Source organism: Pantoea sp. DY-15 (assembly GCF_019795935.1).
GTDB lineage: Bacteria > Pseudomonadota > Gammaproteobacteria > Enterobacterales > Enterobacteriaceae > Pantoea > Pantoea leporis.
Genome location: NZ_JAIMIF010000001.1, coordinates 1,317,919 through 1,344,901, shown reverse-complemented (window position 1 = coordinate 1,344,901; position 26,983 = coordinate 1,317,919). Strand labels below are relative to the sequence as shown.

General features: G+C 54.2%; 27 protein-coding genes, 1 pseudogene and 1 other annotated feature. Of the genes and pseudogenes, 12 read left to right on the top strand and 16 right to left on the bottom strand.

Annotated elements, in window-relative coordinates; genetic code table 11:
- Nucleotides 1-7 precede the first annotated feature (7 nt).
- The 6 genes from K5Y32_RS06405 to oppF all read left to right on the top strand — a co-directional run bounded on the left by K5Y32_RS06405 (nt 8) and on the right by oppF (nt 7,398).
- Entirely contained in the window at nt 8-1,642 is a 1,635-nt protein-coding gene (locus K5Y32_RS06405) for an ABC transporter substrate-binding protein (protein ID WP_222182264.1), read from the top strand.
- 159 nt (nt 1,643-1,801) lie between these two features.
- Complete coding sequence (gene oppA, locus K5Y32_RS06400; RefSeq protein WP_110866261.1) at nt 1,802-3,442, top strand: oligopeptide ABC transporter substrate-binding protein OppA; 1,641 nt, start codon at nt 1,802-1,804, stop codon at nt 3,440-3,442.
- An 80-nt stretch (nt 3,443-3,522) separates the two neighbouring features.
- Complete coding sequence (gene oppB / locus K5Y32_RS06395) at nt 3,523-4,443, top strand: oligopeptide ABC transporter permease OppB (RefSeq protein WP_007892378.1); 921 nt, start codon at nt 3,523-3,525, stop codon at nt 4,441-4,443.
- A 17-nt stretch (nt 4,444-4,460) separates the two neighbouring features.
- Nucleotides 4,461-5,366, top strand: coding sequence for an oligopeptide ABC transporter permease OppC (oppC, locus tag K5Y32_RS06390; protein ID WP_222182262.1), 906 nt, complete (start codon nt 4,461-4,463; stop codon nt 5,364-5,366).
- Between the two features lie 11 nt (nt 5,367-5,377).
- Nucleotides 5,378-6,397: an ABC transporter ATP-binding protein gene (locus K5Y32_RS06385; RefSeq protein ID WP_222182260.1), complete on the top strand. Its 1,020-nt coding sequence runs from the start codon at nt 5,378-5,380 to the stop codon at nt 6,395-6,397.
- Nucleotides 6,394-7,398 (top strand): murein tripeptide/oligopeptide ABC transporter ATP binding protein OppF, encoded by a 1,005-nt coding sequence (gene oppF, locus K5Y32_RS06380; protein ID WP_101764250.1) that lies wholly within the window; start codon nt 6,394-6,396, stop codon nt 7,396-7,398. Before K5Y32_RS06385 ends, oppF begins: the two co-directional genes overlap by 4 nt.
- A gap of 43 nt (nt 7,399-7,441) precedes the next feature.
- Here oppF and K5Y32_RS06375 read toward each other — a convergent pair whose 3' ends face one another.
- Entirely contained in the window at nt 7,442-7,771 is a 330-nt protein-coding gene (locus K5Y32_RS06375) for an HI1450 family dsDNA-mimic protein (protein ID WP_196761379.1), read from the bottom strand.
- Nucleotides 7,772-7,808: 37 nt separating this feature from the next.
- Nucleotides 7,809-9,269 carry a cardiolipin synthase gene (gene cls / locus K5Y32_RS06370; protein WP_222182258.1) on the bottom strand — a complete coding sequence of 487 codons (1,461 nt, stop codon included), beginning with the start codon at nt 9,267-9,269 and terminating at the stop codon, nt 7,809-7,811.
- Nucleotides 9,270-9,431: 162 nt separating this feature from the next.
- Here cls and K5Y32_RS06365 point away from each other — a divergent pair, with 162 nt between their 5' ends.
- Nucleotides 9,432-9,605, top strand: a complete 174-nt coding sequence (locus K5Y32_RS06365) for a YciY family protein (RefSeq protein WP_007892390.1) — start codon at nt 9,432-9,434, stop codon at nt 9,603-9,605.
- A gap of 190 nt (nt 9,606-9,795) precedes the next feature.
- On the opposite strand, the gene K5Y32_RS06360 is transcribed toward K5Y32_RS06365, so the two are convergent.
- The gene (locus K5Y32_RS06360; protein ID WP_101764253.1) at nt 9,796-10,092 is read right to left on the bottom strand and encodes a YciI family protein; all 297 of its coding nucleotides are present in this window, start codon (nt 10,090-10,092) and stop codon (nt 9,796-9,798) included.
- 205 nt (nt 10,093-10,297) lie between these two features.
- Between K5Y32_RS06360 and tonB the strand changes: the two genes are divergently transcribed.
- On the top strand, nt 10,298-11,026 hold the full coding sequence (tonB, locus tag K5Y32_RS06355; RefSeq protein WP_206098231.1) for a TonB system transport protein TonB: 729 nt from the start codon (nt 10,298-10,300) through the stop codon (nt 11,024-11,026).
- Between the two features lie 54 nt (nt 11,027-11,080).
- On the opposite strand, the gene yciA is transcribed toward tonB, so the two are convergent.
- From yciA to K5Y32_RS06335, 4 genes are read right to left on the bottom strand one after another with little or no spacing between them, the layout of a single operon-like run.
- Entirely contained in the window at nt 11,081-11,500 is a 420-nt protein-coding gene (yciA, locus tag K5Y32_RS06350; protein ID WP_007892397.1) for an acyl-CoA thioester hydrolase YciA, read from the bottom strand.
- Between the two features lie 54 nt (nt 11,501-11,554).
- On the bottom strand, nt 11,555-12,094 hold the full coding sequence (locus K5Y32_RS06345) for a septation protein A (protein ID WP_008106564.1): 540 nt from the start codon (nt 12,092-12,094) through the stop codon (nt 11,555-11,557).
- A gap of 59 nt (nt 12,095-12,153) precedes the next feature.
- Nucleotides 12,154-12,888, bottom strand: coding sequence for a YciC family protein (locus K5Y32_RS06340; protein ID WP_101764255.1), 735 nt, complete (start codon nt 12,886-12,888; stop codon nt 12,154-12,156).
- A gap of 27 nt (nt 12,889-12,915) precedes the next feature.
- The gene (locus K5Y32_RS06335; RefSeq protein WP_101764256.1) at nt 12,916-13,332 is read right to left on the bottom strand and encodes a YkgJ family cysteine cluster protein; all 417 of its coding nucleotides are present in this window, start codon (nt 13,330-13,332) and stop codon (nt 12,916-12,918) included.
- A 246-nt stretch (nt 13,333-13,578) separates the two neighbouring features.
- Between K5Y32_RS06335 and ompW the strand changes: the two genes are divergently transcribed.
- Complete coding sequence (gene ompW / locus K5Y32_RS06330; RefSeq protein ID WP_064738828.1) at nt 13,579-14,211, top strand: outer membrane protein OmpW; 633 nt, start codon at nt 13,579-13,581, stop codon at nt 14,209-14,211.
- Nucleotides 14,212-14,257: 46 nt separating this feature from the next.
- On the opposite strand, the gene K5Y32_RS06325 is transcribed toward ompW, so the two are convergent.
- The 6 genes and pseudogenes from K5Y32_RS06325 to K5Y32_RS06295 all read right to left on the bottom strand — a co-directional run bounded on the left by K5Y32_RS06325 (nt 14,258) and on the right by K5Y32_RS06295 (nt 21,389).
- Nucleotides 14,258-14,572, bottom strand: coding sequence for a BON domain-containing protein (locus tag K5Y32_RS06325; RefSeq protein ID WP_222182256.1), 315 nt, complete (start codon nt 14,570-14,572; stop codon nt 14,258-14,260).
- A gap of 249 nt (nt 14,573-14,821) precedes the next feature.
- Nucleotides 14,822-15,625 carry a tryptophan synthase subunit alpha gene (gene trpA / locus K5Y32_RS06320; protein WP_101764258.1) on the bottom strand — a complete coding sequence of 268 codons (804 nt, stop codon included), beginning with the start codon at nt 15,623-15,625 and terminating at the stop codon, nt 14,822-14,824.
- Complete coding sequence (trpB, locus tag K5Y32_RS06315) at nt 15,625-16,818, bottom strand: tryptophan synthase subunit beta (protein ID WP_101764259.1); 1,194 nt, start codon at nt 16,816-16,818, stop codon at nt 15,625-15,627. The genes trpA and trpB overlap by 1 nt, the downstream gene beginning before the upstream one ends.
- A gap of 46 nt (nt 16,819-16,864) precedes the next feature.
- Nucleotides 16,865-18,232, bottom strand: coding sequence for a bifunctional indole-3-glycerol-phosphate synthase TrpC/phosphoribosylanthranilate isomerase TrpF (gene trpCF / locus K5Y32_RS06310; RefSeq protein WP_222182254.1), 1,368 nt, complete (start codon nt 18,230-18,232; stop codon nt 16,865-16,867).
- Nucleotide 18,233: 1 nt separating this feature from the next.
- Nucleotides 18,234-19,827, bottom strand: a pseudogene (trpD, locus tag K5Y32_RS24830) (bifunctional anthranilate synthase glutamate amidotransferase component TrpG/anthranilate phosphoribosyltransferase TrpD).
- Complete coding sequence (locus K5Y32_RS06295) at nt 19,827-21,389, bottom strand: anthranilate synthase component 1 (RefSeq protein WP_101764262.1); 1,563 nt, start codon at nt 21,387-21,389, stop codon at nt 19,827-19,829. Before K5Y32_RS06295 ends, trpD begins: the two are co-directional and overlap by 1 nt.
- Before the next feature lie 23 nt (nt 21,390-21,412).
- Nucleotides 21,413-21,521: a sequence feature (Trp leader region), on the bottom strand.
- Between the two features lie 154 nt (nt 21,522-21,675).
- Here K5Y32_RS06295 and K5Y32_RS06290 point away from each other — a divergent pair.
- A complete protein-coding gene (locus K5Y32_RS06290) occupies nt 21,676-22,560 on the top strand; it encodes a PHP domain-containing protein (RefSeq protein WP_222182252.1) in 885 nt (294 codons plus the stop codon).
- 12 nt (nt 22,561-22,572) lie between these two features.
- The gene (locus tag K5Y32_RS06285) at nt 22,573-23,193 is read left to right on the top strand and encodes an L-threonylcarbamoyladenylate synthase (RefSeq protein WP_110866253.1); all 621 of its coding nucleotides are present in this window, start codon (nt 22,573-22,575) and stop codon (nt 23,191-23,193) included.
- Here K5Y32_RS06285 and K5Y32_RS06280 read toward each other — a convergent pair whose 3' ends face one another.
- Nucleotides 23,194-23,850 carry a serine protease gene (locus K5Y32_RS06280; RefSeq protein ID WP_110866252.1) on the bottom strand — a complete coding sequence of 219 codons (657 nt, stop codon included), beginning with the start codon at nt 23,848-23,850 and terminating at the stop codon, nt 23,194-23,196. It lies immediately after the preceding gene.
- Between the two features lie 807 nt (nt 23,851-24,657).
- On the opposite strand from K5Y32_RS06280, the gene rluB reads away from it, so the two are divergent.
- The gene (rluB, locus tag K5Y32_RS06275; RefSeq protein ID WP_101764266.1) at nt 24,658-25,533 is read left to right on the top strand and encodes a 23S rRNA pseudouridine(2605) synthase RluB; all 876 of its coding nucleotides are present in this window, start codon (nt 24,658-24,660) and stop codon (nt 25,531-25,533) included.
- A gap of 37 nt (nt 25,534-25,570) precedes the next feature.
- Here rluB and cobO read toward each other — a convergent pair whose 3' ends face one another.
- Together cobO and K5Y32_RS06265 are read right to left on the bottom strand one after the other, a co-directional pair.
- The gene (gene cobO / locus K5Y32_RS06270) at nt 25,571-26,158 is read right to left on the bottom strand and encodes a cob(I)yrinic acid a,c-diamide adenosyltransferase (protein ID WP_110866250.1); all 588 of its coding nucleotides are present in this window, start codon (nt 26,156-26,158) and stop codon (nt 25,571-25,573) included.
- The gene (locus K5Y32_RS06265; RefSeq protein WP_137385885.1) at nt 26,155-26,919 is read right to left on the bottom strand and encodes a YciK family oxidoreductase; all 765 of its coding nucleotides are present in this window, start codon (nt 26,917-26,919) and stop codon (nt 26,155-26,157) included. Before K5Y32_RS06265 ends, cobO begins: the two co-directional genes overlap by 4 nt.
- Nucleotides 26,920-26,983 lie beyond the last annotated feature (64 nt).

Sequence of the window (26,983 nt, the reverse complement as noted above, 5' to 3'; positions counted from 1 at the left end):
TTTGTTGATGAAATGCATGGTAGCGAAAACGGCCGTACGTTCAGTGCTTGCCTTCTGCCTTACAGGCGCACTGGCAGCAAGCCAGGCAGCCCAAATTCCCGCGGGCACGCAATTATCAGAATTACAGCGTATCGTGATTAATAATGGCAGTGAGGTGGCAACGCTTGATCCGCAGAAAGCAGAAGGCGTGCCGGAATCCAATGTCATGCGTAATTTGCTGGAAGGCCTGGTTGAAACCGATAATAACGGTCAACTCGTCCCCGGTGTCGCTAAGCAATGGCAAAGCGAAGAAGGGCGCATCTGGATTTTCACGCTGCGTGACGATGCGCGCTGGAGTAACGGCCAGCCTGTTACTGCTCAGGATTTCGTCTACAGCTGGCAACGCCTGGCCGATCCTAAAACTGCTTCGCCTTACGCCAGCTACTTACAGGCTGCGCATGTGGCGAACGTTGACGCCATTCTGTCTGGCAAAGCCGCACCGTCTGAACTCGGCATTAAAGCCCTCGACGATCGTCATCTGCAAGTCACCCTTTCTGAACCTGTTCCCTATTTTGTAGCCATGCTGGCTCACAGCGCGATGAAACCGGTCTATCGTCCGGCGATAGAGCAGTGGGGCGAGCAGTGGACGCAGCCGCAACACTATGTTGGCAACGGCGCTTTTACGCTGGCGGAATGGGTGGTAAATGAAAAAATCGTGGTGAAACGCAACCCACAGTATTGGGATAATGCCCACACGGTGATGGAAGAGGGCGTATTTTTACCGCTCTCCTCAGAGATCAGCGATATCAACCGCTATCGCAGCGGTGGCACTGATATGACTAACAGCGTGGTGCCGCCGGAAATGTTCAAAAAGTTACAGCAGGATCTCGGCGATGAGGTCAAAATCAGCCCGCTGCTGTGCACCTTCTATTACGAAATCAATAACAAAAAAGCGCCATTCGATGACGCGCGCGTACGCGCTGCCCTGAAGTTAACCCTCGATCGCGACATCATTGCGCAGAAGATCATGGGACAGGGGCAGATTCCTGCCTACGGATTGACGCCGCCGTTTACCCACGGTATCACGCTTTCCCCACCGGCCTGGGCGCAACAAACGCAGTCCGAGCGTAATGCCAGCGCCAAACAGTTATTAGCCGATGCTGGCTTCAATCAGCAAAACCCGCTGCGTTTTACGCTGCTGTACAACACCTCCGAACAAAACAAGCGGCAGGCGATTGCTGCGGCCTCGATGTGGCAGAAAAATTTGGGTGCAGTGGTGACATTGCAGAATCAGGAGTGGAAAACGCTACTTGAAACGCGTCATCAGGCGCAGTACGACGTGGTACGCGCCACATGGTGCGCGGATTACAACGAACCTTCTACCTTCCTGAATATGCTGTTAAGCGGTTCATCCAATAACACCGCGTTTTACCACAGCCCGGCGTTTGACCAGTTGATGAAGCAAACATTAACCAGCGCAGACGAAGTAAAGCGTGCCTCGCTTTATCAGCAGGCGGAAGCGCAACTCGATAAAGACTCGCCATTTGTACCTGTCTATTACCGCGTTAGCGTGCGGTTGGTAAAACCCTGGGTGGGCGGTTTTACCGGCAAGGATCCGCAGGACATGCTGGCGTTGAAATACTATTACATAAAGAAACATTGAGTAATGGACCGATCCGGCGCTACAGTCGGGCGGCACTTTACCGTGGTAAACCCTGAAGGGTGATTAGGGTCTTCGTTCAGACACGCGAAGATCACCTGGAAACGGGGTACTCCGGGCGTTAAATCGACCCGGTAAAGATAATAAAACTGGAGCGTAATAATGAACAACATCACAAAAAAAAGCCTGATTGCAGCGGGCGTATTAGCCGCAATCGGCGCGCTGGCAGGGAATGCCGCGCTGGCAGCAACAGTGCCAGCAGGCGTTGAATTGGCAGCAAAACAGGAACTGGTTCGCGGTAACGGCGATGAAGTACAGTCGCTGGATCCTCACAAGATTGAAGGTGTACCTGAAGACAACATCGCGCGTGACCTGTATGAAGGTTTGATAACCAGCGACAGCGATGGCAAACCGGTACCGGGGGTGGCGGAAAGCTGGGAAAACAAAGATTTCAAAGTCTGGACTTTCCACCTGCGCAAGAACGCTAAATGGTCCAACGGTGAGCCGGTCACCGCACAAGATTTCGTTTACAGCTGGCAGCGTCTGGTCGATCCGAAAACCGCATCGCCATACGCCAGCTATCCGCAATACGGCCATATCGTCAATGTCGACGACATCATCGCCGGTAAAAAGCCAACTTCCGAGCTGGGCGTAAAAGCCATCGACGATCACACGCTGGAAGTGACGCTGAGCGAGCCCGTGCCGTACTTCTACAAGCTGCTGATCAACTCCGTGATGTCTCCGGTATATAAGCCGGCGATCGACAAGTTTGGCGATCAATGGACCCAACCGCAAAACTGGGTTGGTAACGGCGCCTTTAAACTTGAATCCCACGTGATCAACGAACGCGTAACGCTGGTGCGTAACCCGCAGTATTGGGATAACGAGCACACCGTGCTGAACAAAGTCACCTTCCTGCCAATTAACTCTGAAGTCAGCGACGTTAACCGTTACTTCTCTGAGAACGGCAGCGATATCACTTACAACAACATGCCTATCGAGCTGTTCAAAAAACTGCAGCGTGACAACGGCAAAGAGTTGATGGTGAAGCCATACCTGTGCACCTATTACTACGAAATCAATAACCAGAAAGCGCCATTCACCGATCCACGCGTGCGTACCGCACTGAAACTCGGTCTGGATCGCGACATCATGGTGAACAAGGTTCTGGCACAAGGTCAGCAACCGGCTTACAGCTTCACCCCGCCAGCCACCGATGGCATGGAGCTGCTACCGCCGGATTGGTTCAAGTGGGATCAGAACAAGCGTAACGAAGAAGCGAAAAAGCTGCTGGCTGAAGCGGGTTACACCGCGGATAAACCGCTGACCTTCAACCTGCTGTACAACACCTCCGATCTGCACAAAAAACTGGCGATCGCCGCCTCATCTATCTGGAAGAAAAACATCGGCGTCAACATCAAGCTGGAAAACCAGGAGTGGAAAACTTTCCTCGACACGCGTCATCAGGGCAACTTTGATGTTTCTCGTGCGGCATGGTGTGCGGATTACAACGAACCGACTTCATTCCTGAACATCATGCTGTCTGACAGCAGCAGTAACACCTCGCACTACAAGAGCGCTGACTTCGATAAAGTTATCCACGATGCGGTGAAAGCCACAGACGATAAAGCGCGCGTAGCGGATTATCAGAAAGCTGAGCAGATTCTGGATAAAGACAGCACCATCGTGCCGGTTTACTACTACGTCAATGCGCGTTTGGTGAAACCTTACGTGGGCGGTTATACCGGCAACGATCCGCTGGATAAAACCGTCGATAAAAATCTGTATATCATTAAACATTAATAGCACTCAGGCTATCGACAGTGGCGGTGCTGCGGCACCGCCTTTTTACTTTGTGAAGCAACAGCCTGGTAGGTACGGCAATGTTAAAATTCATCCTGCGTCGGCTCCTTGAAGCCATCCCGACGCTGTTTATCCTCATCACCATCTCTTTCTTTATGATGCGACTGGCACCCGGCAGTCCATTTACCGGCGAACGTGTCCTCTCGCCGGAAGTGATGGCGAATATCGAAGCGAAGTACCATCTCAACGATCCGATTGGCAAACAGTACCTTAGCTATCTGGTGCAGTTGGCACATGGCGACTTTGGCCCTTCGTTTAAATACAAAGATTACTCGGTCAATTATCTGGTCGGCCACGCTTTCCCGGTATCAGCCAAATTGGGTCTGGCTGCCTTCTTCCTCGCCGTGGTGCTGGGCGTAACGGCTGGCGTTATCGCCGCCCTGAAGCAGAACAGTTTGTGGGATTATGCCGTGATGGGGGTCGCGATGACCGGCGTGGTGATCCCCAGCTTTGTCGTGGCACCGTTACTGGTGCTGGTGTTTGCGATTACCTTACGCTGGCTGCCAGGCGGCGGCTGGAACGGCGGCCAATGGAATTATATGTTGCTGCCGATGGTGGCGCTGTCGCTGGCCTACATCGCCAGCATCGCGCGTATCACCCGTGGTTCGATGATTGAAGTGATGCACTCAAACTTCATCCGTACTGCGCGCGCCAAAGGTCTGCCACTGCGCCGTATCGTGCTGCGTCACGCGCTGAAGCCTGCCATGTTGCCGGTGCTTTCCTATATGGGACCGGCGTTTGTCGGCATCATCACCGGTTCCATGGTGATTGAATCCATCTATGGTTTGCCGGGCATCGGCCAGCTGTTTGTTAACGGGGCATTGAACCGTGACTACTCGCTGGTGATGAGTCTGACCATTCTGGTTGGCGTGCTGACCATTCTGTTTAACGCGATCGTTGATGTGCTGTACGCCGTGATCGATCCGAAAATCCGTTACTGATTGTGGAGCTCGCCCATATGTTAAGTAAGAAAAACAGCGAAGCTCTGGATGCCTTCAGTGAAAAACTGGAAGTCGAAGGGCGCAGCCTCTGGCAGGATGCGCGTCGCCGCTTTATTCACAACCGCGCAGCCTTCATCAGCCTGCTGGTGCTGCTGGTGATCACTTTGTTCGTGGTGTTCGCCCCGATGTTGTCGCAGTTCAAATATGACGATACCGACTGGGCGATGATGTCTGCCGCGCCGGATACCGTCTCCGGCCACTGGTTTGGCACCGATTCATCGGGTCGCGATTTGCTGGTGCGCGTTGCGATTGGTGGCCGTATCTCGCTGATGGTGGGTATCGCCTCCGCGCTGATCGCGGTGCTGGTGGGCACGCTGTATGGCTCACTGGCGGGTTATCTGGGCGGTAAAATCGACTCGGTGATGATGCGTATTCTGGAGATCCTCAACTCCTTCCCGTTCATGTTCTTCGTTATCCTGCTGGTAACCTTCTTTGGTCGCAACATTCTGCTGATCTTTGTGGCGATCGGCATGGTGTCGTGGCTAGATATGGCGCGTATCGTACGTGGGCAGACGCTGGGCCTGAAGCGTAAAGAGTTCATCGAAGCGGCGCAGGTCGGCGGTGTGAGCACCTTCAAAATCGTGCTGCGTCACATTGTGCCAAACGTATTAGGCGTGGTGGTGGTGTATGCCTCGCTGCTGGTGCCGAGCATGATCCTGTTCGAATCTTTCCTCAGCTTCCTTGGCCTCGGCACTCAGGAACCGCTGAGCAGTTGGGGCGCATTGCTAAGCGATGGCGCCAACTCGATGGAAGTGTCGCCGTGGTTACTGATGTTCCCGGCAGGTTTCCTCGTGGTCACGCTGTTCTGTTTTAACTTTATCGGCGATGGCTTGCGTGATGCCCTCGACCCGAAAGATCGTTAAGGAGTTTCCCGATGACCATTCATGAATTTCAGCCAGCCCTGGCTGCACGTGCGGGAAACAATAACCTGCTGCTTGATGTAAAAGACCTGCGCGTCACCTTCAGCACCCACGATGGCGATGTCACCGCTGTGAACGACCTCAACTTTTCACTGCATGCGGGTGAAACGCTGGGCATTGTTGGCGAATCCGGCTCGGGGAAATCTCAAACCGCGTTTGCCTTGATGGGGCTGCTGGCAAAAAATGGGCGCATTGGCGGTTCAGCGAAATTTAACGGCGCAGAGATCCTCAATCTGCCGGAAAACAAGCTCAACAAACTGCGCGCAGAGCAGATTGCGATGATCTTCCAGGATCCAATGACGTCGCTTAACCCTTACATGCGCGTCGGCGAGCAGTTAATGGAAGTGCTGAAGCTGCATAAAGGCATGAACAGCGCGCAGGCGTTCGAAGAGTCGGTGCGCATGCTGGATGCGGTGAAAATGCCGGAAGCGCGTAAGCGTATGAAGATGTTTCCGCATGAGTTCTCGGGCGGTATGCGTCAGCGTGTGATGATTGCGATGGCGCTGCTGTGTCGGCCGAAGCTGCTGATTGCCGATGAGCCGACTACGGCGCTCGACGTGACCGTACAGGCGCAGATCATGACGCTGCTGAATGAGCTGAAGCGCGAATTCAATACCGCGATTGTGATGATTACCCACGATCTCGGCGTGGTAGCGGGTATCTGTGACAAAGTGCTGGTGATGTACGCCGGTCGTACCATGGAATATGGCCGTGCACGTGATGTGTTCTATCATCCTGCCCATCCATACTCGATTGGCTTGCTGAGTGCGGTGCCGCGTCTGGATGCTGAGGAGGGCGAGTCGCTGACCACCATTCCAGGCAACCCGCCAAACCTGCTGCGCCTGCCGCAAGGCTGTCCGTTCCAGCCTCGCTGCGCCTACGCCATGGACATTTGTGCCAAGGCACCGCCGCTGGAGCCTTTCGCTGAAGGTCGCTTGCGTGCCTGCTTCAAGCCGGTGGAGGAGTTAGTATGAGCACCGTAGTCGAAGAGAAAAAAGTCCTGCTGGAGATCGCCGACCTTAAGGTGCACTTCGAGATTAAGGATGGCAAACAGTGGTTCTGGCAGCCACCGCATACCCTGAAAGCGGTCGACGGCGTCAGTCTGCGTTTGTATGAAGGTGAAACATTGGGCGTGGTAGGCGAATCAGGCTGCGGTAAATCAACGCTGGCCCGCGCCATCATTGGCCTGGTAAAAGCCACAGAAGGGCGCGTCGCCTGGTTAGGTCGCGATTTGCTGGGGCAAAGTCAGGAGCAGTGGCGTCAGGCGCGCAGCGATATCCAGATGATCTTCCAGGATCCGCTGGCATCGCTCAATCCGCGTATGACCATTGGCGATATCATTGCTGAACCGCTGCGTACCTATTACCCGAAGATGCCGGGACAGCAAGTGAAGGATAAGGTGAAAACCATGATGATGAAGGTTGGGTTGTTACCTAACCTCATCAACCGCTATCCGCACGAGTTCTCGGGCGGCCAGTGTCAGCGTATTGGCATCGCGCGTGCGTTGATTCTCGAGCCAAAGCTGATCATCTGCGATGAGCCGGTATCGGCGCTGGACGTGTCGATTCAGGCGCAGGTCGTTAACCTTTTGCAGCAATTGCAGCGAGAAATGGGGCTGTCACTGATCTTTATCGCACACGATTTGGCGGTGGTAAAACACATCTCCGATCGCGTGCTGGTGATGTATCTCGGGCATGCGGTTGAGCTGGGTACTTACGATGCGGTGTATAACAATCCGCAGCATCCGTACACCCGCGCGCTGATGTCAGCGGTGCCGATTCCCGATCCGGACCTGGAGAAGAACAAGCAAATCCAGCTGCTGGAAGGGGAGCTGCCATCGCCGATCAATCCGCCATCGGGTTGCGTGTTCCGTACCCGTTGCCCGATTGCCGGACCAGAGTGCGCGAAAACCCGGCCGCTGCTGGAAGGCAGCTTCCGTCATGCGGTGTCTTGTTTAAAAGTCGATCCGCTGTAAATGAAAACGCCGGGCGATTGCCCGGCGTTTTTTTGTCTGTCGCTTACTCGCGCCACAGGATGTGGCAGAGTTTGTGATCTTTCTCGCGGCAAAGCAGGACGCGTGCGAACACATCAGTGATCGGCTCGCCGTCGGCTTCACCCAATCCAATCACCACTTCTGCGAAGAAGTCTGGGTTGAGATCGAAATCAACATGTTCCTGCCAGTCTTCCGCCGGATCGAACAGTTCCGCGCCACCGCGCTCTTCAAACTGCAGATTGAACAGAATAATGTCAGCGGGATCGAGATTGTCGCCAGCCAGCTCAAGAAAAATATCGTAAGCCTGCTCCAGCGTTTCATCTTCAGTAAGGCGATTATTTAAATCCATGGTCATTCCTGCTTGCCCTGAGGCGGTAATATTTTCGCTCGTTTTACAGTAAAGGACTAAAGAAGTAAAACAGTCGTTCAACGATGCGTTGCCACCAGGCACGTTTAGACCAGCGAGCACCATCCAGTAAGCGTGAGCGGGCGATGTAATCATCCTGCACGGTAGCGAGATCGCTGCCAAAGCCGTCATCATCAACCACCAGAGTGATCTCAAAGTTGAGCCACAGGCTGCGCATATCCAGATTTACCGTGCCGACCAAACTCAGCTGCCCGTCAACCAGCACACTTTTGGTATGCAACAGGCCATCTTCAAACTGGTAAATCTTCACGCCGGCTTCCAGCAGTTCGGTGAAGAAGGCACGACTCGCCCAGCCTACCAGCAGCGAATCATTATGGCGCGGCACAATGATGCTCACTTCCACACCGCGTAACGCTGCGGTACAGATGGCGTGCAGCAGGTCATCGCTCGGCACAAAGTAGGGCGTGGTCATAATCAGCTGCTGACGCGCGGAGTAGACCGCTGTGAGTAACGCCTGATGGATCATATCTTCCGGAAAGCCGGGACCAGAAGCGATTACCTGAATGGTATGTCCGCTCTCCTGTTCGAAGGGCATCACGTTGCCATCCGGCGCGGGCGGCAGAATGCGTTTGCCGGTTTCAATCTCCCAGTCGCAGGCATACACAATGCCCATGGTGGTTGCCACCGGGCCTTCCATGCGCGCCATCAGGTCAATCCATTGTCCCACGCCGGCTTCCTGCTTAAAGAAGCGTGGATCGACCAGATTCATGCTGCCGGTATAAGCGATGTAGTTATCGATCAGCACCACTTTACGATGCTGTCGCAAGTCCATGCGGCGCAGGAACACGCGCAGCAGGCTTACCTGCAATGCTTCAACCACGTCGATGCCGGCATTGCGCATCATATTGACCCACGGACTGCGGAAAAAGGTGACGCTGCCCGCTGAATCCAGCATCAAACGGCAATGTACACCGCGACGCGATGCGGCCATCAGCGATTCCGCCACTTCATCGGCCAGCCCGCCGGGATGCCAGATATAGAACACCATCTCGATATTATGCCGTGCCAGCTGGATATCACGGATCAGTGCGTGCATCACGTCATCGGAGTTGGTCAGCAACTGCAGCTGATTACCTTTCACGCCGGCGATGCCCTGACGATGGCGGCACAAATCAAACAGGGACCGCGCCACGTCGCTGTGTTCAGTGGCGAAGATATGCCGGCACTGTTTGAGATCGTTGAGCCATTTGGCGGTGGAGGGCCACATGGTGCGCGCGCGCTCGGCCCGCCGTTTACCTAAATGCAGCTCCCCAAAGGAGAGATAGGCGATTATACCCACCAGCGGCAGAATGTAGATGATCAGCAGCCAGGCCATTGCTGAGGTGACTGCGCGGCGTTTCATCAGAATACGTAGCGTGACACCCGCAATCAGCAGCCAGTAACCAAACAGCAGCAACCAACTGATTAGGGTATAAAATGTGGTCATTAAGTGGACGTCCTGTTCGCGCTTTGTTGTGCAAAGTTTACGTGCTGATCACAGGTAGTGAAACCTTTAATCGTGAATGACGTTTCGATGAAGCTTTCGATTTGGCATTTCCCAACAGATCTTTATAATGCCTGCCGAGTTTAGCCTGTCTGAGAGGATGTGATGAGACGCAGCAAAAATGAAGTGGCGCGCTGGAGAATGTTACGTCAGGTACACCGTCGTCGTTCTCGCTGGCTGGAAGGGCAGTCGCGTCGTTATAAACGCATCCACACCATTCGTCATCAGGTGGCGCAGCAGCATCGCCGCTCCATCCTGTTTATCTCGCAAATGGTCTGATGGGCTTACGCGGCCACTATGCGCCGCGTAGCACCCGAATGACATTGACCATCTCGACTGCCGCTGCCAGCACAATTAACATCACGATGTGCTGTCGAGCGTTGCGCCAGCCTTGCTGACGCCATAGCCAAAGTGCTCTGCCGATGAGAGCGAATGCTATCACCAGCAGTAAAACTGACTGCCACATTGATTAGAAAACGCGTTTGAACGGTTTGACCGCGACTTTCTCATACACGCCTGCGGCAATGTAGGGATCATCCTTGGCCCATGATTCCGCGACTTCCAGTGAAGAGAATTCGGCGATGATCACGGAACCGCTGAAACCGGCCGGGCCTGGATCGTTGCTGTCAACTGCTGGCAGCGGACCCGCAGCAATCAGTCGACCTTCATCTTGCAACAGCTTCAAACGAGCAAGATGCGCGGGACGTACCGAGTTGCGTTTTTCCAGTGAATCAGCGGTATCTTCCGCATAAATGACGTAAAGCACGATGGGATACTCCCGTTAGACTTGCCGAAATTGCGTGACACGTTAAGTGATCGTTAATCAGAGTGCAAACGAAAGATAAATACGCTGTCATTCAGCGCAATCAGGGTTAAAAAAGACCTTTCTGCGGGGCGCTTGCACATCGCTTATTGAAACTGATTGCTATTTGCATTTAAAATCTGCGCTTCACTCAATGAACATGAATGATATGACCACGTTGACTACGCCTTTACCTTCACGTACCCCCATTGCTGTAATTTTATCCGTGGTACTTCACGGTTCGTTGATCGCTGGCATTCTCTATGCATCGTTTCATCAGGTGATTGAAGTTCCAAAAGCGTCCCAGCCTATCAGCGTTTCGCTGGTGGCTCCGGAAGTGCAACCCGAACCTGCGCCTGCCCAGGTCACGCCGCCGCCACCTGAACCTGAGCCGGAGCCTGAAGTGGCGCCAGAGCCGCCGAAGGTTGAGCCGGTACCGATTCCTAAGCCGGAGCCTAAGCCGAAGCCAAAACCTAAACCGAAGCCAAAGGTTGAAAAGAAGGTTGAGCCGAAACCGCGTCAGCAAGTGAAGCCACAGGAAAATCCGTTTAAGCAGGAAGCGCCAACCACGCAGACGCGTCCAACAACCGCGCCGAAAGCCAATCCGACCGCAACGCCGAGCATTTCAGATGGTCCGAAAGCGATGAGCGTCAGCAAGCCTGCCTATCCGGCACGTGCGTTCGCGCTGCGTGTTGAGGGACGTGTGCGGGTGCAGTTTGACGTTGATAGCGACGGTCGTGTGGATAACGTCCAGATTTTGTCGGCAGAACCGCGCAACATGTTCGAGCGCGAAGTGAAGCAGGCGATGAAGAAGTGGCGTTATCAGCCAGGTCGACCGGGCAAGAATCTCACCATGAACATCGTATTCCGCATCAATGGTGGCGCCAATATCGAATAAGCACTCGTGGCTGAGAGGCAATAAGAAAGCGGTCAGATGACCGCTTTTTTAATGTTACAGATCGCTTAAATTGCTTCTGCCGGGCGGCAACGGGCGAGATTGACCGGTATTGTCGACAGCGACGTAGACAAACACCGCTTCGGTTGCGCAGTAGGTCTGTCCAATCGGTTCGGACGACACTTTCTTTATCCACACTTCGACGTTTATGGTCATGGAACTGTTGCCGGTGCGGATGCAGCGTGCGTAGCAGCTCACCACATCGCCAACCGCCACCGGTTTAAGGAACGTCATTCCGTCCACGCGCACGGTGACGACACGTCCTTCGGCAATCTCTTTCGCCTTAATTGCGCCGCCCATGTCCATCTGCGACATCAACCAGCCACCAAAAATATCACCGTTAGCATTGGTATCCGCTGGCATTGCCAGGGTACGCAACACCATCTCGCCTTGCGGCGACTTATGTTTTTCGTCCATTGCTCAGTTCTTCTGCAGGTGAAGAGAAGCCCGACGCTGTCGGGCGGAGTGGCATTATTTTTGTTCTTGTTGCGGCATCTGTCGCCAGATATACACGCCGCTTAACAGGGTAAAGAGTAGGGTCAGGCCGGTCAGACCGAACACCTTAAAGTTAACCCAAAATTCCTGCGATAACCAAAACGCAACATAAATATTCGCTAAGCCGCAGGCGAGGAAGAAGATTGCCCAGGCAATGTTGAGATTGCGCCACACGCCTGACGGTAGTTGTAACTCTTTACCCAACATGGTTTGGATCAGCGGTTGCTTCATAAACCACTGGCTGTAGAGCAGCGCGACGGCAAACAGCGAATAGATCACCGTGACTTTCCATTTGATGAATTCATCGTTATGGAACACCAGCGTCAGCGTGCCGAATACCGCAACCAGCACAAAGGTAAAAATGGTCATCTTTTCCAGCTTGCGGTAGAGCACCCAACTGACGACCAGTGCCAGACCGGTGGCAACGATCAATGCGCCAGAGGCGACAAAGATGTCGTACAGCTTGTAGAAGATGAAGAAAACCACCAGGGGAAGAAAATCGAGTAACTGCTTCATAGCGTTTCCAATTAGGGCAGGAGCGTACAGTTATGGCGCCCGGGTGAGCGCCATAACGATTAACGTAACAGCATATACAGCCGGTACAGATAGATAATCAGCACTGCGGAGACCAGATTACCCAGCGCGTTCAACACCACGGAGGCGATATTGGCGGGCAGCACGGTCAGCGATGAAAAGAAGAACATCAGCACAATTTTGGCCAGCAGCCACAGCACAATAGCCGGTGCGATAACCTTAATATTCTTCCAGGCGAGACGCATGCTGGCACGCATCGCGCCAATCACGCCGAGCTTCTCATTGGCGAGAATCACCGGTGCCAGTGAAAACAGGATCGCCAGAATCACGCCCGGTACCATCAGCACCATAAAGCCCAATTGAACCAGCAGGGTAATCAGGAAGGTCTGCAGCAGCAGCTTTGGCAGGATGGGCGCAGATGCACCAATAGCGCGCAGCGCGCTGACGCGTTGTCCGCCCGATACCATTGGGATTAGAAGCAGCATGCCACCCAGCAGCAGCGTGTTGCCAATCAACGCAGCGAACGTGCCTGCAGCGGAAGCGCGCAGCAAAATACGCTGCTGATCCGGAGACATATTTTGTACCAGCTCAAACAGCGACGATGCGCTGTCATCGGACTGGCTCAACAACGAGAGCTGGTCTTCACCTGGCGTTAACGCGTGGCCGACGATCACAGTAATGAACGAGGTCAGCAGCGCCAGCAGTAAAATAGTAACCAGCTGATGGCGCAAAAAATTTCCTGTGTCACGGTATAACGAGCTTGCCGTGATAGACATGTAAACTCCTTGAAAGAACCGGATTAATTAACCCGGCGATTGTACATGTTCTACTGGCGTGCTGGCACCCGCATTGGGATAACTTTCTGTCATAACAGGTAAAGAAGGGTGAAAAAGCGCAGGAAGACCGTAGCGAGCACGGGCGCGATCGCAGGCTTCGTTCTGTTCACCGTTCTCGCCGGACATCGAAAACTCCCGACAGGGCGAAGGGCGCTGCTGATAAATGCCGCAGGATACGCAGCCGCCGACGTCGCCCTGCAGCGCAATACAGCGCGGCTGGCGTTGGTTGGTGCCGCGCATATTGCGCATAAACGGAGTTAACGGTTCGGTTAATTCAACGGGAACAGCACCGGCGCCATCATCGGCTTCGGCCCAGTAAAATGAGACACGGAAGTGCGCGCAGCATGCGCCACAGGTCACGCAAGGATTTAGTGAATCGCTCATCTGATCGCCCGCCACCTTTAAGGTATCGAACCAAAATCACACAGGGGAAAGTGAAAATAGTCACGGCTAAAAATTTTCGCAAGCGGACTTTTATTACGCGCTGTAAAGCCAAAATTGATCTGAATCAATTCATTGTTTTTTAAGTGATTAATTTAGATTGATGCAGATGATCTTTTACCAAAAAAGGGGTAAATGTTGTGCCGCATTCAACATTGTGACCCATCTTTATTTGGCAAAGGAGTGATTATGAAACTGGCAAAATGCGCACTGCTGATGGCGCTGGCAATTCCGCAACTGGCTCTGGCTCATGAAGCCGGTGATTTCTTTATGCGTGCAGGTAGCGCCACCGTTCGTCCGACCGAAGGCTCTGACAATGTGCTGGGTATGGGCGGCTTTAACGTTAGCAACGATACGCAGCTGGGCTTGACCTTCACCTATATGGCAACGGATAACATCGGCGTTGAGCTGCTGGCTGCAACCCCGTTCCGTCATAAGGTTGGCCTGGGCGCCACCGGAAATCTGGCCACCGTGCGCCAGCTGCCGCCAACCTTAATGGCGCAGTACTATTTCTTTGATAGCAAAAGCAAAGTCCGCCCGTACGTTGGCGTCGGTATCAACTACACCACCTTCTACGATGCCAAATTCAACCAAACGGGTGAGGATGCCGGTTTAAGCGACCTGAGTGTCAAAGATTCGTGGGGCATGGCGGGCCAGGTCGGTCTGGATTATCAAATCAACCGCGACTGGATGCTGAACGCATCGCTGTGGTACATGGATATTGATACCGAAGTGAAATTCAAAGCCGGCGGTGAGCAGCAAAACATCAACACGCGTATCGATCCGTGGGTGTTCTTCTTTGGTGCGGGATATCGGTTCTGATCGGCAACCAGAAATGAAGCGGGCGACCAGAAGGTCGCCCGTTGTGTTATTTGATCTGCATATTGTTAACCACTGATTTCACGCCCGCCACGCTACGCGTTACGGCAACCGCGCGATTTGCCATCTGCGGTGAGCTAACAAAACCGCTCAGCTGAACTTTACCCTTGAAGGTTTCAACGTTAATTTCGGTCGATTTCAGCGACTCGTCATTCAACAGCTGAGCCTTAACTTTGGTGGTTACCACGGTATCGTCGATGTAACCGCCAGTGCCTTCTTTGGATGCTGTGGGTGCACACGCGCTAAGTGCCAGCGCCATTACCGCAGCCATCATAAATCCTGCAACGACTTTGAAAAATTTCATTGGTTATCTCCCTGTCTTAGATGATGTTTCGCCGCAATGGGGCGGCGCAGTTAATTGTGGTCTGGAGATGCGAAATCAGCAAATCGGCGCGCGCGAAAAAGTCAGAAAAAGGGCGTTTTTACCACTTAATGATCCAATCGCAGTTTTCGCTGGGCGAGAAAATCTGAGAGTAGACGGGAATTTGAGTTTGGGGATAATTGTGGCAATAAAAAGGCCTTATCCGCACCAGCGAATAAGGCCCTGAAGATTTTAGCGGGTGGCTGCTTTCAGACTGCTCACAAAGGCTTTCAGTTCGCTGAGCAGCGTTGCCGGATCGTTCTGGTTACGCTCAATGATTTTCACAATTGCCGACCCGGAAATGGCACCCGCCGCACCAGCGGCGATGGCTTCTTTAACCTGGCCGGGTTCAGAGATACCAAAGCCCTGCAGCGGCGGCGCAGCGTTAAACTCACGCAGCTTTTCGATCAGGTGATGCAGCGGCAGGCTGGCACGATTTTCCGAACCGGTGACGCCTGCGCGTGACAGCAAATAGGTATAACCGCGACCGTGCGCAGCGATCTCACGCAGCAGTTCATCGTCAGCATTTGGTGGACAGATAAAGATCGGTGCCACATTGTGGCGCAGCGCAGCCTGACGGAAGGGCGCAGACTCTTCCAGCGGCACATCCGCAACCAGCACGGAATCGACGCCCACCGCTTCACACTGCGCATAAAAGTTGTCGATACCTTTGCTGAACACCAGATTGGCGTACATCAGCAAGCCAATCGGCAGCTCGGGATATTTCTGGCGCACGGTCGCCAGAATTTCAAAGCACTGCGCCACGGTGGTGCCGGAAGCAAAGGCACGCAGCGTCGCGCCCTGAATGGTTGGGCCGTCGGCCAGCGGATCCGAGAACGGAATACCGAGTTCTAACGCGTCCGCACCGCCTTCCACCAAAGTATCGATAATTTTCAGCGACAGTTCAGGTGACGGATCGCCGAGAGTAACGAAGGGAACAAACGCGCCTTCTTGCTGCGCCGACAGACGTTGAAACAGCTGATTATAACGTTCCATCAGATCTCTCCCTTGGCTTTCAAAATATCGTGAACGGTGAAGATGTCTTTATCGCCGCGACCAGAAAGGTTAACCACCAGCAGCTGCTCTTTTTCCGGATTTTCGCGGATCATTTTCAGTGCATGTGCCAGCGCGTGTGAGGATTCGAGCGCAGGAATAATACCTTCCGCACGGCACAGCTCTTTAAAGGCGCTGAGCGCTTCGTCATCGGTGATCGAAACATATTCCGCGCGGCCGATACTGTTCAGATGCGCATGCTGAGGACCCACTGACGGGAAGTCCAGACCCGCAGAGATTGAGTAAGATTCTTCAATCTGACCCTCTTCGGTCTGCATCATCGGCGCTTTCATACCGAAGTAGATCCCTACGCGACCGTGCTTGAGCGGCGCACCGTGTTCTCCGGTTTCGATCCCGTGACCGGCCGGCTCTACGCCGATCAGACCAACACTTTCTTCTTCGATAAAATCAGCGAACATGCCGATAGCGTTCGAACCACCGCCCACGCAGGCTAACACCGCATCCGGCAGGCGACCTTCGCGCTCCAGAATCTGCGCTTTGGTCTCTTCACCAATCATGCGCTGGAATTCACGCACGATAGTCGGGAACGGATGCGGGCCAGCGGCGGTGCCGAGCATGTAGTGCGCGGTTTCATAGCTGCCAGACCAGTCGCGCAGCGCCTCGTTACAGGCATCTTTCAGCGTGGCTGAGCCGCTATGCACCGGAATCACTTCCGCGCCCATCAGACGCATACGGAATACGTTTGGCGACTGACGCTCAACATCCTTGGCACCCATATAAATGCGGCACTTCATACCCAGCAGGGCACAGGCTAACGCTGACGCGACACCGTGCTGACCGGCGCCGGTTTCCGCGATGATCTCGTTTTTGCCCATGCGCTTAGCCAACAGCGCCTGACCCAGCACCTGGTTGGTTTTATGCGCACCACCGTGCAGCAAATCTTCACGCTTAAGATAAAGGCGGGTTTTGCTGCCTTTAGTCAGGTTGCTGCACAGCGTCAAAGCCGTTGGGCGTCCAGCGTAGTTTTTCAGCAGGTCAGTAAACTCGGCCTGAAACTCGGGATCGCGCTGCGCTTCAACAAACGCATTTTCCAACTGGCGCAAGGCTGGCATCAGGATTTGTGGTACGTACTGGCCGCCAAACTCGCCAAAATAGGGATTCAATAACGTGGTCATTTTTTCATCTTCCTTATTCGGCCCGCGCCATGGCGGGCAAGCGAAATTAATAGGCGCGCAGCGTGCGGAATACCGCCGCGACTTTGCTGGCATCTTTAATGCCTGGCGCAGATTCTACGCCGGAGTTGAAATCAAGGCCGGCACAGCCCAGCTGCGCGGCCTCTACGCAGTTGTCAGCGCTTAGGCCACCGGCCAGCAGCACATTGCTGAGATCCTGGCCTTGCAACAGTGACCAATCGAAACGCTGGCCGGTGCCGCCCTGGCCGTTATCAAACACGTAGCGATCGACGTGCGGCCAGTCGCGCGCAGGTAACTGCTCCTTAATGCTCAGCGCTTTCCAGATTTTGGTGCTTGCTGGCAGCGCCTGACGCAATTGTGCGACAAACGCCTGATCTTCATCGCCGTGCAGTTGCACTGCTGACAGATTTAACGTTTCTGCTAACGTGACAATGTCACTCAACGTGTTATTACGGAACACGCCAACATACTTCAGCGGGGCAGCCGCCTGAACAACCTGCGCCTGCTCACTGCTGATTTTACGTGGCGAGCCTTCGGCGAAGATCAAGCCACCGTAAATGGCACCGGCTTCCTGCGCTGCGCGTGCATCTTCGGCGCGGGTCAGGCCGCAGACTTTGTTATCACCGAGCAATACGCGACGCACGCCAGCGGTGAGATCGGCTTCTTCCATCAGCGCGGAGCCAATCAGGAAGCCGTTAGAGAAGTGGCTCAGCTCACGAACCTGCGCATAATTGTGAATGCCAGATTCGCTGATGACGGTGACGCCATGTCCGAGGCGCGGCGCTAACTGACGCGTGCGATTCAGGTCGATGGACAGGTCGCGCAGGTCGCGGTTATTAATGCCGACGACTTTGGCTTCCAGCGCAATCGCGCGTTCCATCTCTTCTTCATTACTGACTTCGGTCAGCACGCCCATTTTCAGGCTGTGCGCCACGGCGGCGAGCTGACGATATTGCTCATCATCGAGCACCGACAACATCAGCAAAATGGCGTCGGCCTGATAATGTCGTGCCAGATAGATCTGATACGGATCGATGATGAAGTCTTTGCACAACACCGGTTGCGTGATGGCGGCGCTAACAATCGGCAGGAACGCAAAATCGCCCTGGAAGTATTTCTCATCGGTTAACACCGACACCGCAGAAGCGTAATGACGATATACGCCAGCGATGGTGGCGGGATCGAAATCCTCGCGAATCAGCCCTTTGGAGGGCGATGCTTTTTTGCATTCCAGGATGAATACGGTGCGTGAGCCACGCAGTGCATCGTAAAAATGACGTTCCGCAGGCTGCAAATCGTTCTGGAAGGTGGCCAGCGGCTGCTGTGCTTTGCGCGCTTCAACCCAGACGGCTTTATCTTGTACGATTTTCTTTAAAACAGTGCCCTTAATACTCATCTCATCCTCTCGCTGCCAGAGCGACAACGCGCTCGTAGGCCTGTCCGCTGCGAATGGCAGCGATGGCGCGCTGTGCGTTGTCGCGCAAATCTTCATTTCCGAACACTTTCAGTAACATTGCGACGTTGACCGCCACCGCCTGCTCATGGGCGGGCTGGCCTTTACCCTGGAGTAAACGGGTCAGAATGTCACGGTTTTCTTCCGGCGTGCCGCCTGCCAACGCGTCTTTATCATGGAAGCCAAAACCGAAGTCTTCTGGCGTCAGCTGATAGCCAGTGATTTCGCCATCACGCAGCTCGGCGACCTGCGTTGGGCTGTGCAGCGCCACTTCATCCATGCCGCCGCCGTGAACCACAGCCGCACGTTGATAGCCGAGCACTTTTAGCGTTTGGGCGATTGGCAGTACCAGCTCCGGGCTGTACACGCCAATCACCGCCAGCGGTGGACGCGCGGGGTTAATCAGCGGACCCAGCACGTTAAAGATGGTACGGGTTTTCAACTGCTGACGTACCGGCATCGCGTGACGAAAACCGCTGTGATACTGCGGAGCAAACAGGAAGCAGACGTTGAGATCGTCCAGCGCCTGGCGTGCTTGTTCCGCAGGCATATCCAGATTGATGCCAAATGCCGCCAGCAGATCGGAAGAACCCGACTTGCTGGAGACGCTGCGATTACCGTGCTTTGCCACTTTCAGGCCGCAGGTTGCCGCAACAAAGGCGCTGGCGGTCGAGATATTGATGCTGTTGCTGCCGTCACCGCCGGTACCGACGATATCGGCAAAGGTGTAATCCGGGCGCGGGAACGGTTTTGCATCGGCCAGCAGCGCGGAAGCGGCACCGGCGATCTCTTCCGGACGCTCGCCACGGACTTTCATGGCAATCAGCGCGGCGGCTAACTGCGTCGGCTCCAGCTGACCGGTAATAATAGCGCTAAATAGCTGGTGGCTTTCGCCCTGGCTCAGCGTCTCAGACTGATAAAGTTTTTCCAGAATAGTTTGCATCATAATCTCCCTATTACTTCGCCAGCGCCCAGGCCAACGTCTGTTCTAATAAGCGCGCGCCCTGAGTGGTGAGAATGGATTCGGGGTGGAACTGGAAGCCACACACGCGGTCGGCATCGTGGCGCACGGCCATCACCATGCCGTTGTAGCTGGCGTTAACGGTCAATTCGGCTGGCGTATTGCTACCGACCAGCGAGTGATAGCGCGCCACCGGCAGCGGATTGCTCAGGCCAGCGAACATGCCTTCGCCATCGTGGGTAATAGAAGAGGCTTTGCCGTGCAGGATCTCGCCGGCCTGGCCGACATGGCCGCCGTAAGCTTCAACAATCGCCTGATGACCGAGACAGATGCCGATAATCGGCAGACGACCGCGAAGCGCTTGCAGCAAATCTGGCATGCATCCGGCATCTTTCGGCGCGCCCGGACCCGGCGACAGCATCAGAATTGGGTTTTCCATCTGCTGCAGGCGTTCAATCAGCACCTCAGCGGGCACGTTGTTGCGGTAAATCACCACGTTATGGCCAAAGGTACGCAGCTGATCAACGAGGTTGTAAGTAAAAGAGTCGATGTTATCGAGCAGCAGGATATCGGCCATCAGAAAATCTCCTTGCAGTGATGGGCTGTTGCGATGGCACGCAATACCGCGCGCGCTTTGTTGCGGCTCTCGTCCGCTTCTGCCTGAGGCTGGGAATCCAGCACCACACCGGCGCCGGCTTGTACGGTGGCTACGCCGTCTTCAACCCACGCGGAACGGATAACGATGCAGGTATCAAGGTCGCCGTTAGCGGTGAAATAGCCGACTGCGCCGCCGTAGCTGCCGCGACGTGTGCCTTCTTTCCCGGCAATCAGTTGCATCGCACGCACTTTCGGTGCGCCGCTCAGCGTGCCCATGTTCATGCAGGCGCGGTAGGCGTGCAGCACGTCGAGATCTGCGCGTAGCGTGCCGACCACGCGTGACACCAGATGCATGACAAACGAGTAGCGGTCAACTTTAGTCAGGTCTGCCACGTAACGGCTGCCCGGCACGCAGATACGCGCCAAATCGTTACGTGCTAAATCCACCAGCATCAGGTGCTCAGCCATCTCTTTATGGTCGGTGCGCATTTCCAGTTCGATGCGGCTGTCGAGATCGCGATCCAGCGAGCCATCGGCATGGCGGCCGCGTGGACGCGTACCGGCAATCGGGTAGATCTCAATCTGACGCGACGTCGCGTCATATTTCAGTGAGCTTTCTGGCGAGGCACCAAACAGCGCGAAATCCTGATCCTGCATAAAGAACATGTAAGGACTTGGATTGCTGTTTTTCAACGTGTCGTAAGCGGCCAGTGGAGAAGGGCACGGCAGCGAGAAGCGACGTGAAGGGACAACCTGGAAGATTTCGCCAATGCGAATCGCTTCCTGCATCTCACGCACCACGTTGCAGTACTCTTCATCGCTCTGACTGGTGCTCAGCGTCATGTGCTCGACGCGCTGGACCGGCAATGCGGGCGCTGCTTGCGTCATCTGGCCGCGCAATTGTTCAATGCGGCCTTGCAAACGCTGGAACTCGCTGGTCGATGGGCTGAACAAGCTGGCCTGCAGGCGAGCAGTGCGCTGCTGGTGGTCGATCACCAGTAAGGTTTCGGCCAGATAGAAGCAGTAATCCGGGCAACGCTGTTCGTTGCGCAGTTGCGGCAGATCTTCGAAACCGGCCACTAAGTCATAAGCGAACAAGCCGCCAAGTAGCATCGCTTCACGCTCCTCTTCCGGGCTGTTCACCAGCTGCGGGATCAGGCGCAGCGCATCAAATACGGAAAGGGCCTTCAGGCGGGAATCTTCGTCCTGCATGCCTTGCGGCTGGGTGAAATGCAGCTCGCGGCCATCAGGGCGCACCTCGATACGCACTTCAGAGGGCAGCGCCTCGTCCAGCAGCGGCAAGATAGCGCGACCATTTTCCGACAGCGCTTTGATGGTGACGATGTTGCCCAATGCGCTGACGCGCAGCGCGCTATCCACGATTAACAGGCTTTTCAGGTTTTGTTTGCTGTCGATATCTGCGGATTCAAGCAGCAGAGTTGCTGGACGTGCGCCGCATAACTGATGAAACACTGCGGCCGGATCTTCGCGGTAGGGCGCGGTACCGGTTATCAACTTCAATGTAGGTTTCGCAATAGCCATAATGGATTCTCTGAATTTCGCTCAAAAAAAAGCCCGCTCGGCGGCGGGCTTAGGTATCAATCTGCACTGCGGTTACGCAAATTGTGCACGACGACGTCGCCCGATAAAGGGATCTTCGCGCCACCAACCATTTAGATGCGTACCAAAAATAGTCATGATTAAATACCCGTTACGTGTGAACTTGTGTACTAGTTAACTGGTTCGGGCGAAAAATGTCAATACCCTTTTTCAGCCAGGGGCAAAATCGTTATCATGCCTGCCGGTTTATGCAGTTGCTGGAGTTATCTTGTCGGACATCGCTCGTTTTCCCCTTTACGATTTACACAGCCATACGCTGGCTTCTGACGGCTTATTGACGCCGACCGCGCTGGTGCAGCGCGCGGTTGAGATGAAAGTCGGTGTGCTGGCGATTACCGATCACGACACGGTGGCGGGCGTGGCAGAAGCGCAGGCGGCAGTGATGCAACAGGATCTACCGATCCGCGTGCTAGCCGGTTTAGAAGCATCAACCTTATGGGAAAATCACGAAATCCACATTGTGGGGCTGAATGTCGATTGCCAGCATCCCGCGCTGACTGAATTCCTTGCGCAGCAGTATCAGACACGCCTTGATCGTGCGCAGCAGATTGCCGAACGCCTCGAGCGCGCTCGCATTCCTGATGCGCTAGCCGGTGCGCAGCGACTGGCGCAGGGCGGCTTGATCACGCGTGGCCACTTTGCGCGTTATCTGGTGGAGATTGGCAAAGCCGACAATATGGCGCAGGTATTCAAGAATTATCTGGCGCGCGGGAAAACCGGCTACGTGCCGCCGCAATGGTGTACAATTAAACAAGCCATTGATGCTATTCATCATTCTGGCGGCTATGCTGTTTTGGCGCATCCCGGTCGTTATGATTTGTCGGCTAAATGGTTAAAGCGGCTGATTGCGCATTTTGCCGACGTGGGTGGCGATGCCATGGAGGTCGCGCAGTGCCAGCAAGCGCCCAACGAGCGCACGCAGCTGGCAACCTATGCGCGTGACCATCAGTTAGCCGGGTCGCAGGGATCAGATTTCCACCAACCTTGTCCGTGGATAGAACTGGGACGCAAGTTATGGCTACCGGGCGGCGTGGAGCCGGTTTGGGAACGCTTCCCCGAGTTGGCGCCCAGCATTGCTGTTGCAGACAGGTGATATGAGGTTTTTATGAGTCAATATTTTCACATTCATCCCGACAATCCGCAGCCGCGCCTTGTAAATCAGGCCGTTGATTATCTGAATAAAGGCAGCGTGATTGTTTATCCAACCGACTCTGGCTATGCGCTGGGTTGTCGTCTGGAAGAGAAAAATGCCATGGAGCGCATTTGTCGCATTCGCCAATTGGATGGCAATCACAACTTTACGCTGATGTGCCGCGATCTGTCGGAGCTGTCGACTTACGCGCAGGTGGATAACTCCGCGTTTCGCCTTCTGAAAAACAACACGCCGGGCAACTACACCTTCATTTTGAAGGCGACGAAAGAAGTGCCGCGTCGTCTGATGAATGACAAACGTAAAACCATCGGGCTACGCGTGCCGTCCAACCCGGTGGCGCTGGCGCTATTGGAGCGCCTCAACGAGCCGATGATGTCGACTTCGCTGATGCTGCCCGGCAATGATTTCACCGAGTCCGATCCGGAAGAGATTCAGTACAGCATTGGCAAGCTGGTGGATCTGATCATTGATGGCGGCACGCTGGGACAGCAGCCGACCACGGTGATCGATCTCACCAGCGATGCGCCGGTGGTGGTGCGCGAAGGTGTCGGTGACACGCGCCCGTTCCAGTAATCATGCATGGTCAGGCGTGGCTTCCTGCGTCTGACCAATATTGGATTCCAGCCAGGTTTTGAAATCCCCGTACGGAATATACAGCGAGACATCTTTTAAGATGACTTTCTTGCTGCGAACGTTAGATATTTCATGGCTGTAACCGACAATCACCCCGCCAATAGTTTGGTCCGCATTATATACCGCGCCACCCGACATCCCTTGCACCACGCCAGCATTTGATGCCATTGCCATGCAGGGCTTTTTATTCCATTTATTGGTAATGGCGGTACGCGCTAAATTAACGCCGCTCGATTCCACCGGCATAGCGGAAATAAAGCTGTAACCGTACATTTTAATCGGTTCACCAATAGCACCGTTGCGGAATTTCGCTAGCGTTTCTGGACTGTTTTTATGATAAATAATCGCGACGTCGCAATAAGGATGATAGGCCTTGACACGCTGCACGGCCGTTTTTGCCACGTGCGCCGCCGTCAGGCTGTATTCTGGCGTCAAAGGAATGGTTGTACCGAGAATGCCCAAACCCAGCACGGTCGGGATGCCTGTCACGCTCATATCAACGTGTTGCATCGCAGTACGACTGTACTCAGTGTGGCCCACGGAACAACCGCTCAGTGCCAGCGCAGCGAGCGCAGGCCAAAGCAGAGAGGTTTTCATGGCTGTGATCTTCTTTAAAGCATGTCCGTAAAATCCCTGGTGAAGACTTTCGACATGCAAATTAAATTCATTCCGTAAATGAATAAACGCGTCTAATCCCGCGCGCGCCGGTTTGTAATATCAGTGAAATTACACAGTGGTTCGTTAATGATTTGTAAGTTGAACGAATATAAATAGTAAATGAAAGCTATGTTATTATGACGACGCACTGGATTTCAGGCTTAAATTTTACACAGTTTTTTCTGCAGAACAATTCATCAAATTTAATATTAATCAAATAATACAAAAATACAGACTTAATCCAACCTGTAGTGCCAATAAACTATCAGTTTGCATTTATTACTGTAATGGACCTTATTTAATGCTATTAAATAGTTTTTTATGCTGTTTTATTGTTTTTACTTAGATTTAAAGTTTGTGATTATCCTTAAGCGTGGCGAGCAATAGCGGTTAAGCAGTCTTGCAAAGTGCTAATGTATCAGCTGGCTTAAGTCGGTAACAGATTCAATCGGGAAAGGTGAGCGTCAAGTGATAATAATTCAGTCACTTGGCGTGAATGCCGCGGACGAAAATGAGATCGATCTATCAGTCGGCTGAATGTTTATTAATGTGCCCGTTTTTACCGGACCTTCTGTTATCGGCAGCAAAGGAAAAGGTGTTAACAAAACTTGCGTTAGTGTAAAATCGCGGGCCGTCTGAGATTGCAGCAGCGATGCAGAGCGGTAACAGATTCTGATATGGGAATTGGTAATCCCTGTATCGCACCTCTTCTTACCACGACGCCTGGGAAGGCGACAACGAGGCTCCATGAGCGAAAAATTACAGAAAGTATTAGCGCGCGCCGGTCACGGTTCGCGTCGCGAAATCGAAACCATGATTTCAGCCGGACGCGTCAGCGTTGACGGCAAACTGGCGACGCTTGGCGATCGCATCGAAAGTGATAAATCCCTGAAAATCCGTATCGATGGCCATCTGGTTTCCATCGCTGAGTCGGCGACCGAAGTTTGCCGCGTACTCGCGTACTACAAACCGGAAGGTGAACTCTGCACGCGTAACGATCCGGAAGGGCGTCCAACCGTATTTGATCGTCTGCCGCGTCTGCGTGGTTCACGCTGGATTGCCGTCGGTCGTCTGGATGTAAATACCTGCGGTTTGATGCTGTTCACCACCGATGGTGAACTGGCTAACCGTTTGATGCACCCAAGCCGTGAAGTGGAGCGTGAATATGCGGTTCGCGTGTTTGGCGAAGTGGATGACGATAAAATCCGTCAGCTGAGCAAAGGCGTGCAGCTGGAAGATGGCCCGGCATCGTTCAAAACCATTAAGTTTGCCGGCGGCGAAGGCATTAACCAATGGTACAACGTGACGCTGACCGAAGGACGTAACCGCGAAGTGCGCCGTCTGTGGGAAGCGGTTGGCGTGCAGGTTAGCCGACTGATGCGTGTGCGTTACGGTGATATCCAGTTGCCAAAAGGCTTGCCACGCGGCGGCTGGATCGAGATGGAATTACCGGCAGTCAACTATCTGCGTACGTTAGTCAGTATGCCGGAAGAGACGGTAACGAAAGTGGCCGTTGAAAAGGATCGTCGTCGCACCAAAGCTAACCAAATTCGTCGTGCGGTAAAACGTCACGGTGTGGTGAGCAACAATCCGCGTCGGAATAACACCAAACGCGGTTCCTGATCCTAAGCCTGACGCCGCGCTCTGCGGCGTCAGCGTGTTACCAATCTATTCCTTGCTGTGCCTGAATTCCCGCATCAAACGCATGTTTCACCGGACGCATTTCCGTTACGGTATCAGCCAAATCCAGCAACGTGCGATGACAGCCTCGACCGGTAATGATTACGCTTTGCTGAGCAGGGCGCTGTTGCAGCGCATCGACCAGCTCCGCTAAATCGAGATAATCCATGCTCACCATGTACGTGATTTCATCCAGGATCACCAGATCGACGCGGCTATCGGCCAACATACGACGCGCCTGCTGCCACACCAACTGACAGGCGGCAGTGTCGGTCTCGCGGTTCTGCGTATCCCAGGTAAAACCGGTGGACATCACCTGAAATTCGACGCCGTGCTGTTCCAGCAAGTTGCGTTCACCGTTGGGCCATTCGCCTTTAATGAACTGTACCGCCGCCACTTTTTTACCGTGTCCGCAGGCGCGCAACGCGGTGCCAAAAGCAGCGGTGGTTTTCCCTTTGCCGTTACCCGTGAACACCATCAAAATGCCGCGCGTCTCGGTGGCGGCGGCGATACGGGCATCAACCTGCTCTTTTAGTCGCTGCTGGCGTTGCTGATGGCGATCATTCATGCGGTTGCCGGCCCCGCTTTGCGTCCCGGCTGCGCATCAAAGCTGGTGCCGGTTTTACGTCGGCTGTCATCACCCATCAAATAGAGGTAGAGCGGCATTAAATCCGCGGGGGTTTTGAGTAAATTGGCATCCTCATCCGGGAAAGCGCTGGCGCGCATTTTGGTGCGCGTACCGCCAGGATTGATGCAGTTGACCCGCAAGTGACGGTTTTTATACTCGTCGGCCAGCACCTGCATCATACCTTCAGTGGCAAACTTTGAAACCGCATACGCGCCCCAGCCTGCACGGCCGGTGCGGCCCACGCTGGACGTGGTGAACACCAGCGAACCGGCATCTGATTTCAGCAGCAGCGGCAGTAATGCCTGGGTTAAATAGAAGGTGGCATCAAGGTTAATCTGCATCACGTCACGCCAGATCTGTGGATCGAGCTCCTCCAACGGTACGATTTCGCCCAGAATGCCAGCGTTGTGCAGCACGCCATCCAGTCGCGGCACCAGCGCAGTAACCTGGTCGGCTAACTGCTGGCAGCTTTCTGGCGTAGCTTCGGCCAGATCCAGTAATAAAGAAGCGGCTGGCTGCTTATTTAACTGGTTAATGGCCTGCTCCGTTTTCTGTAGGGTGTCGGCGTTGCGGCCCAACAGGATGACGCGCGCGCCGTAGCGCGCATAGGTCAGCGCCGCTTCACGGCCGATGCCATCGGAAGCGCCGGTGACGAGGATGATGCGATTTTCCAGCAGATCGCTTTTCGGTTGATAATGCACAGCGATGTCCTTTGCTCGGGTGAGAAGGTTTTTGGCTTTATGCCTGAATTTGCCGCGCGGTGCA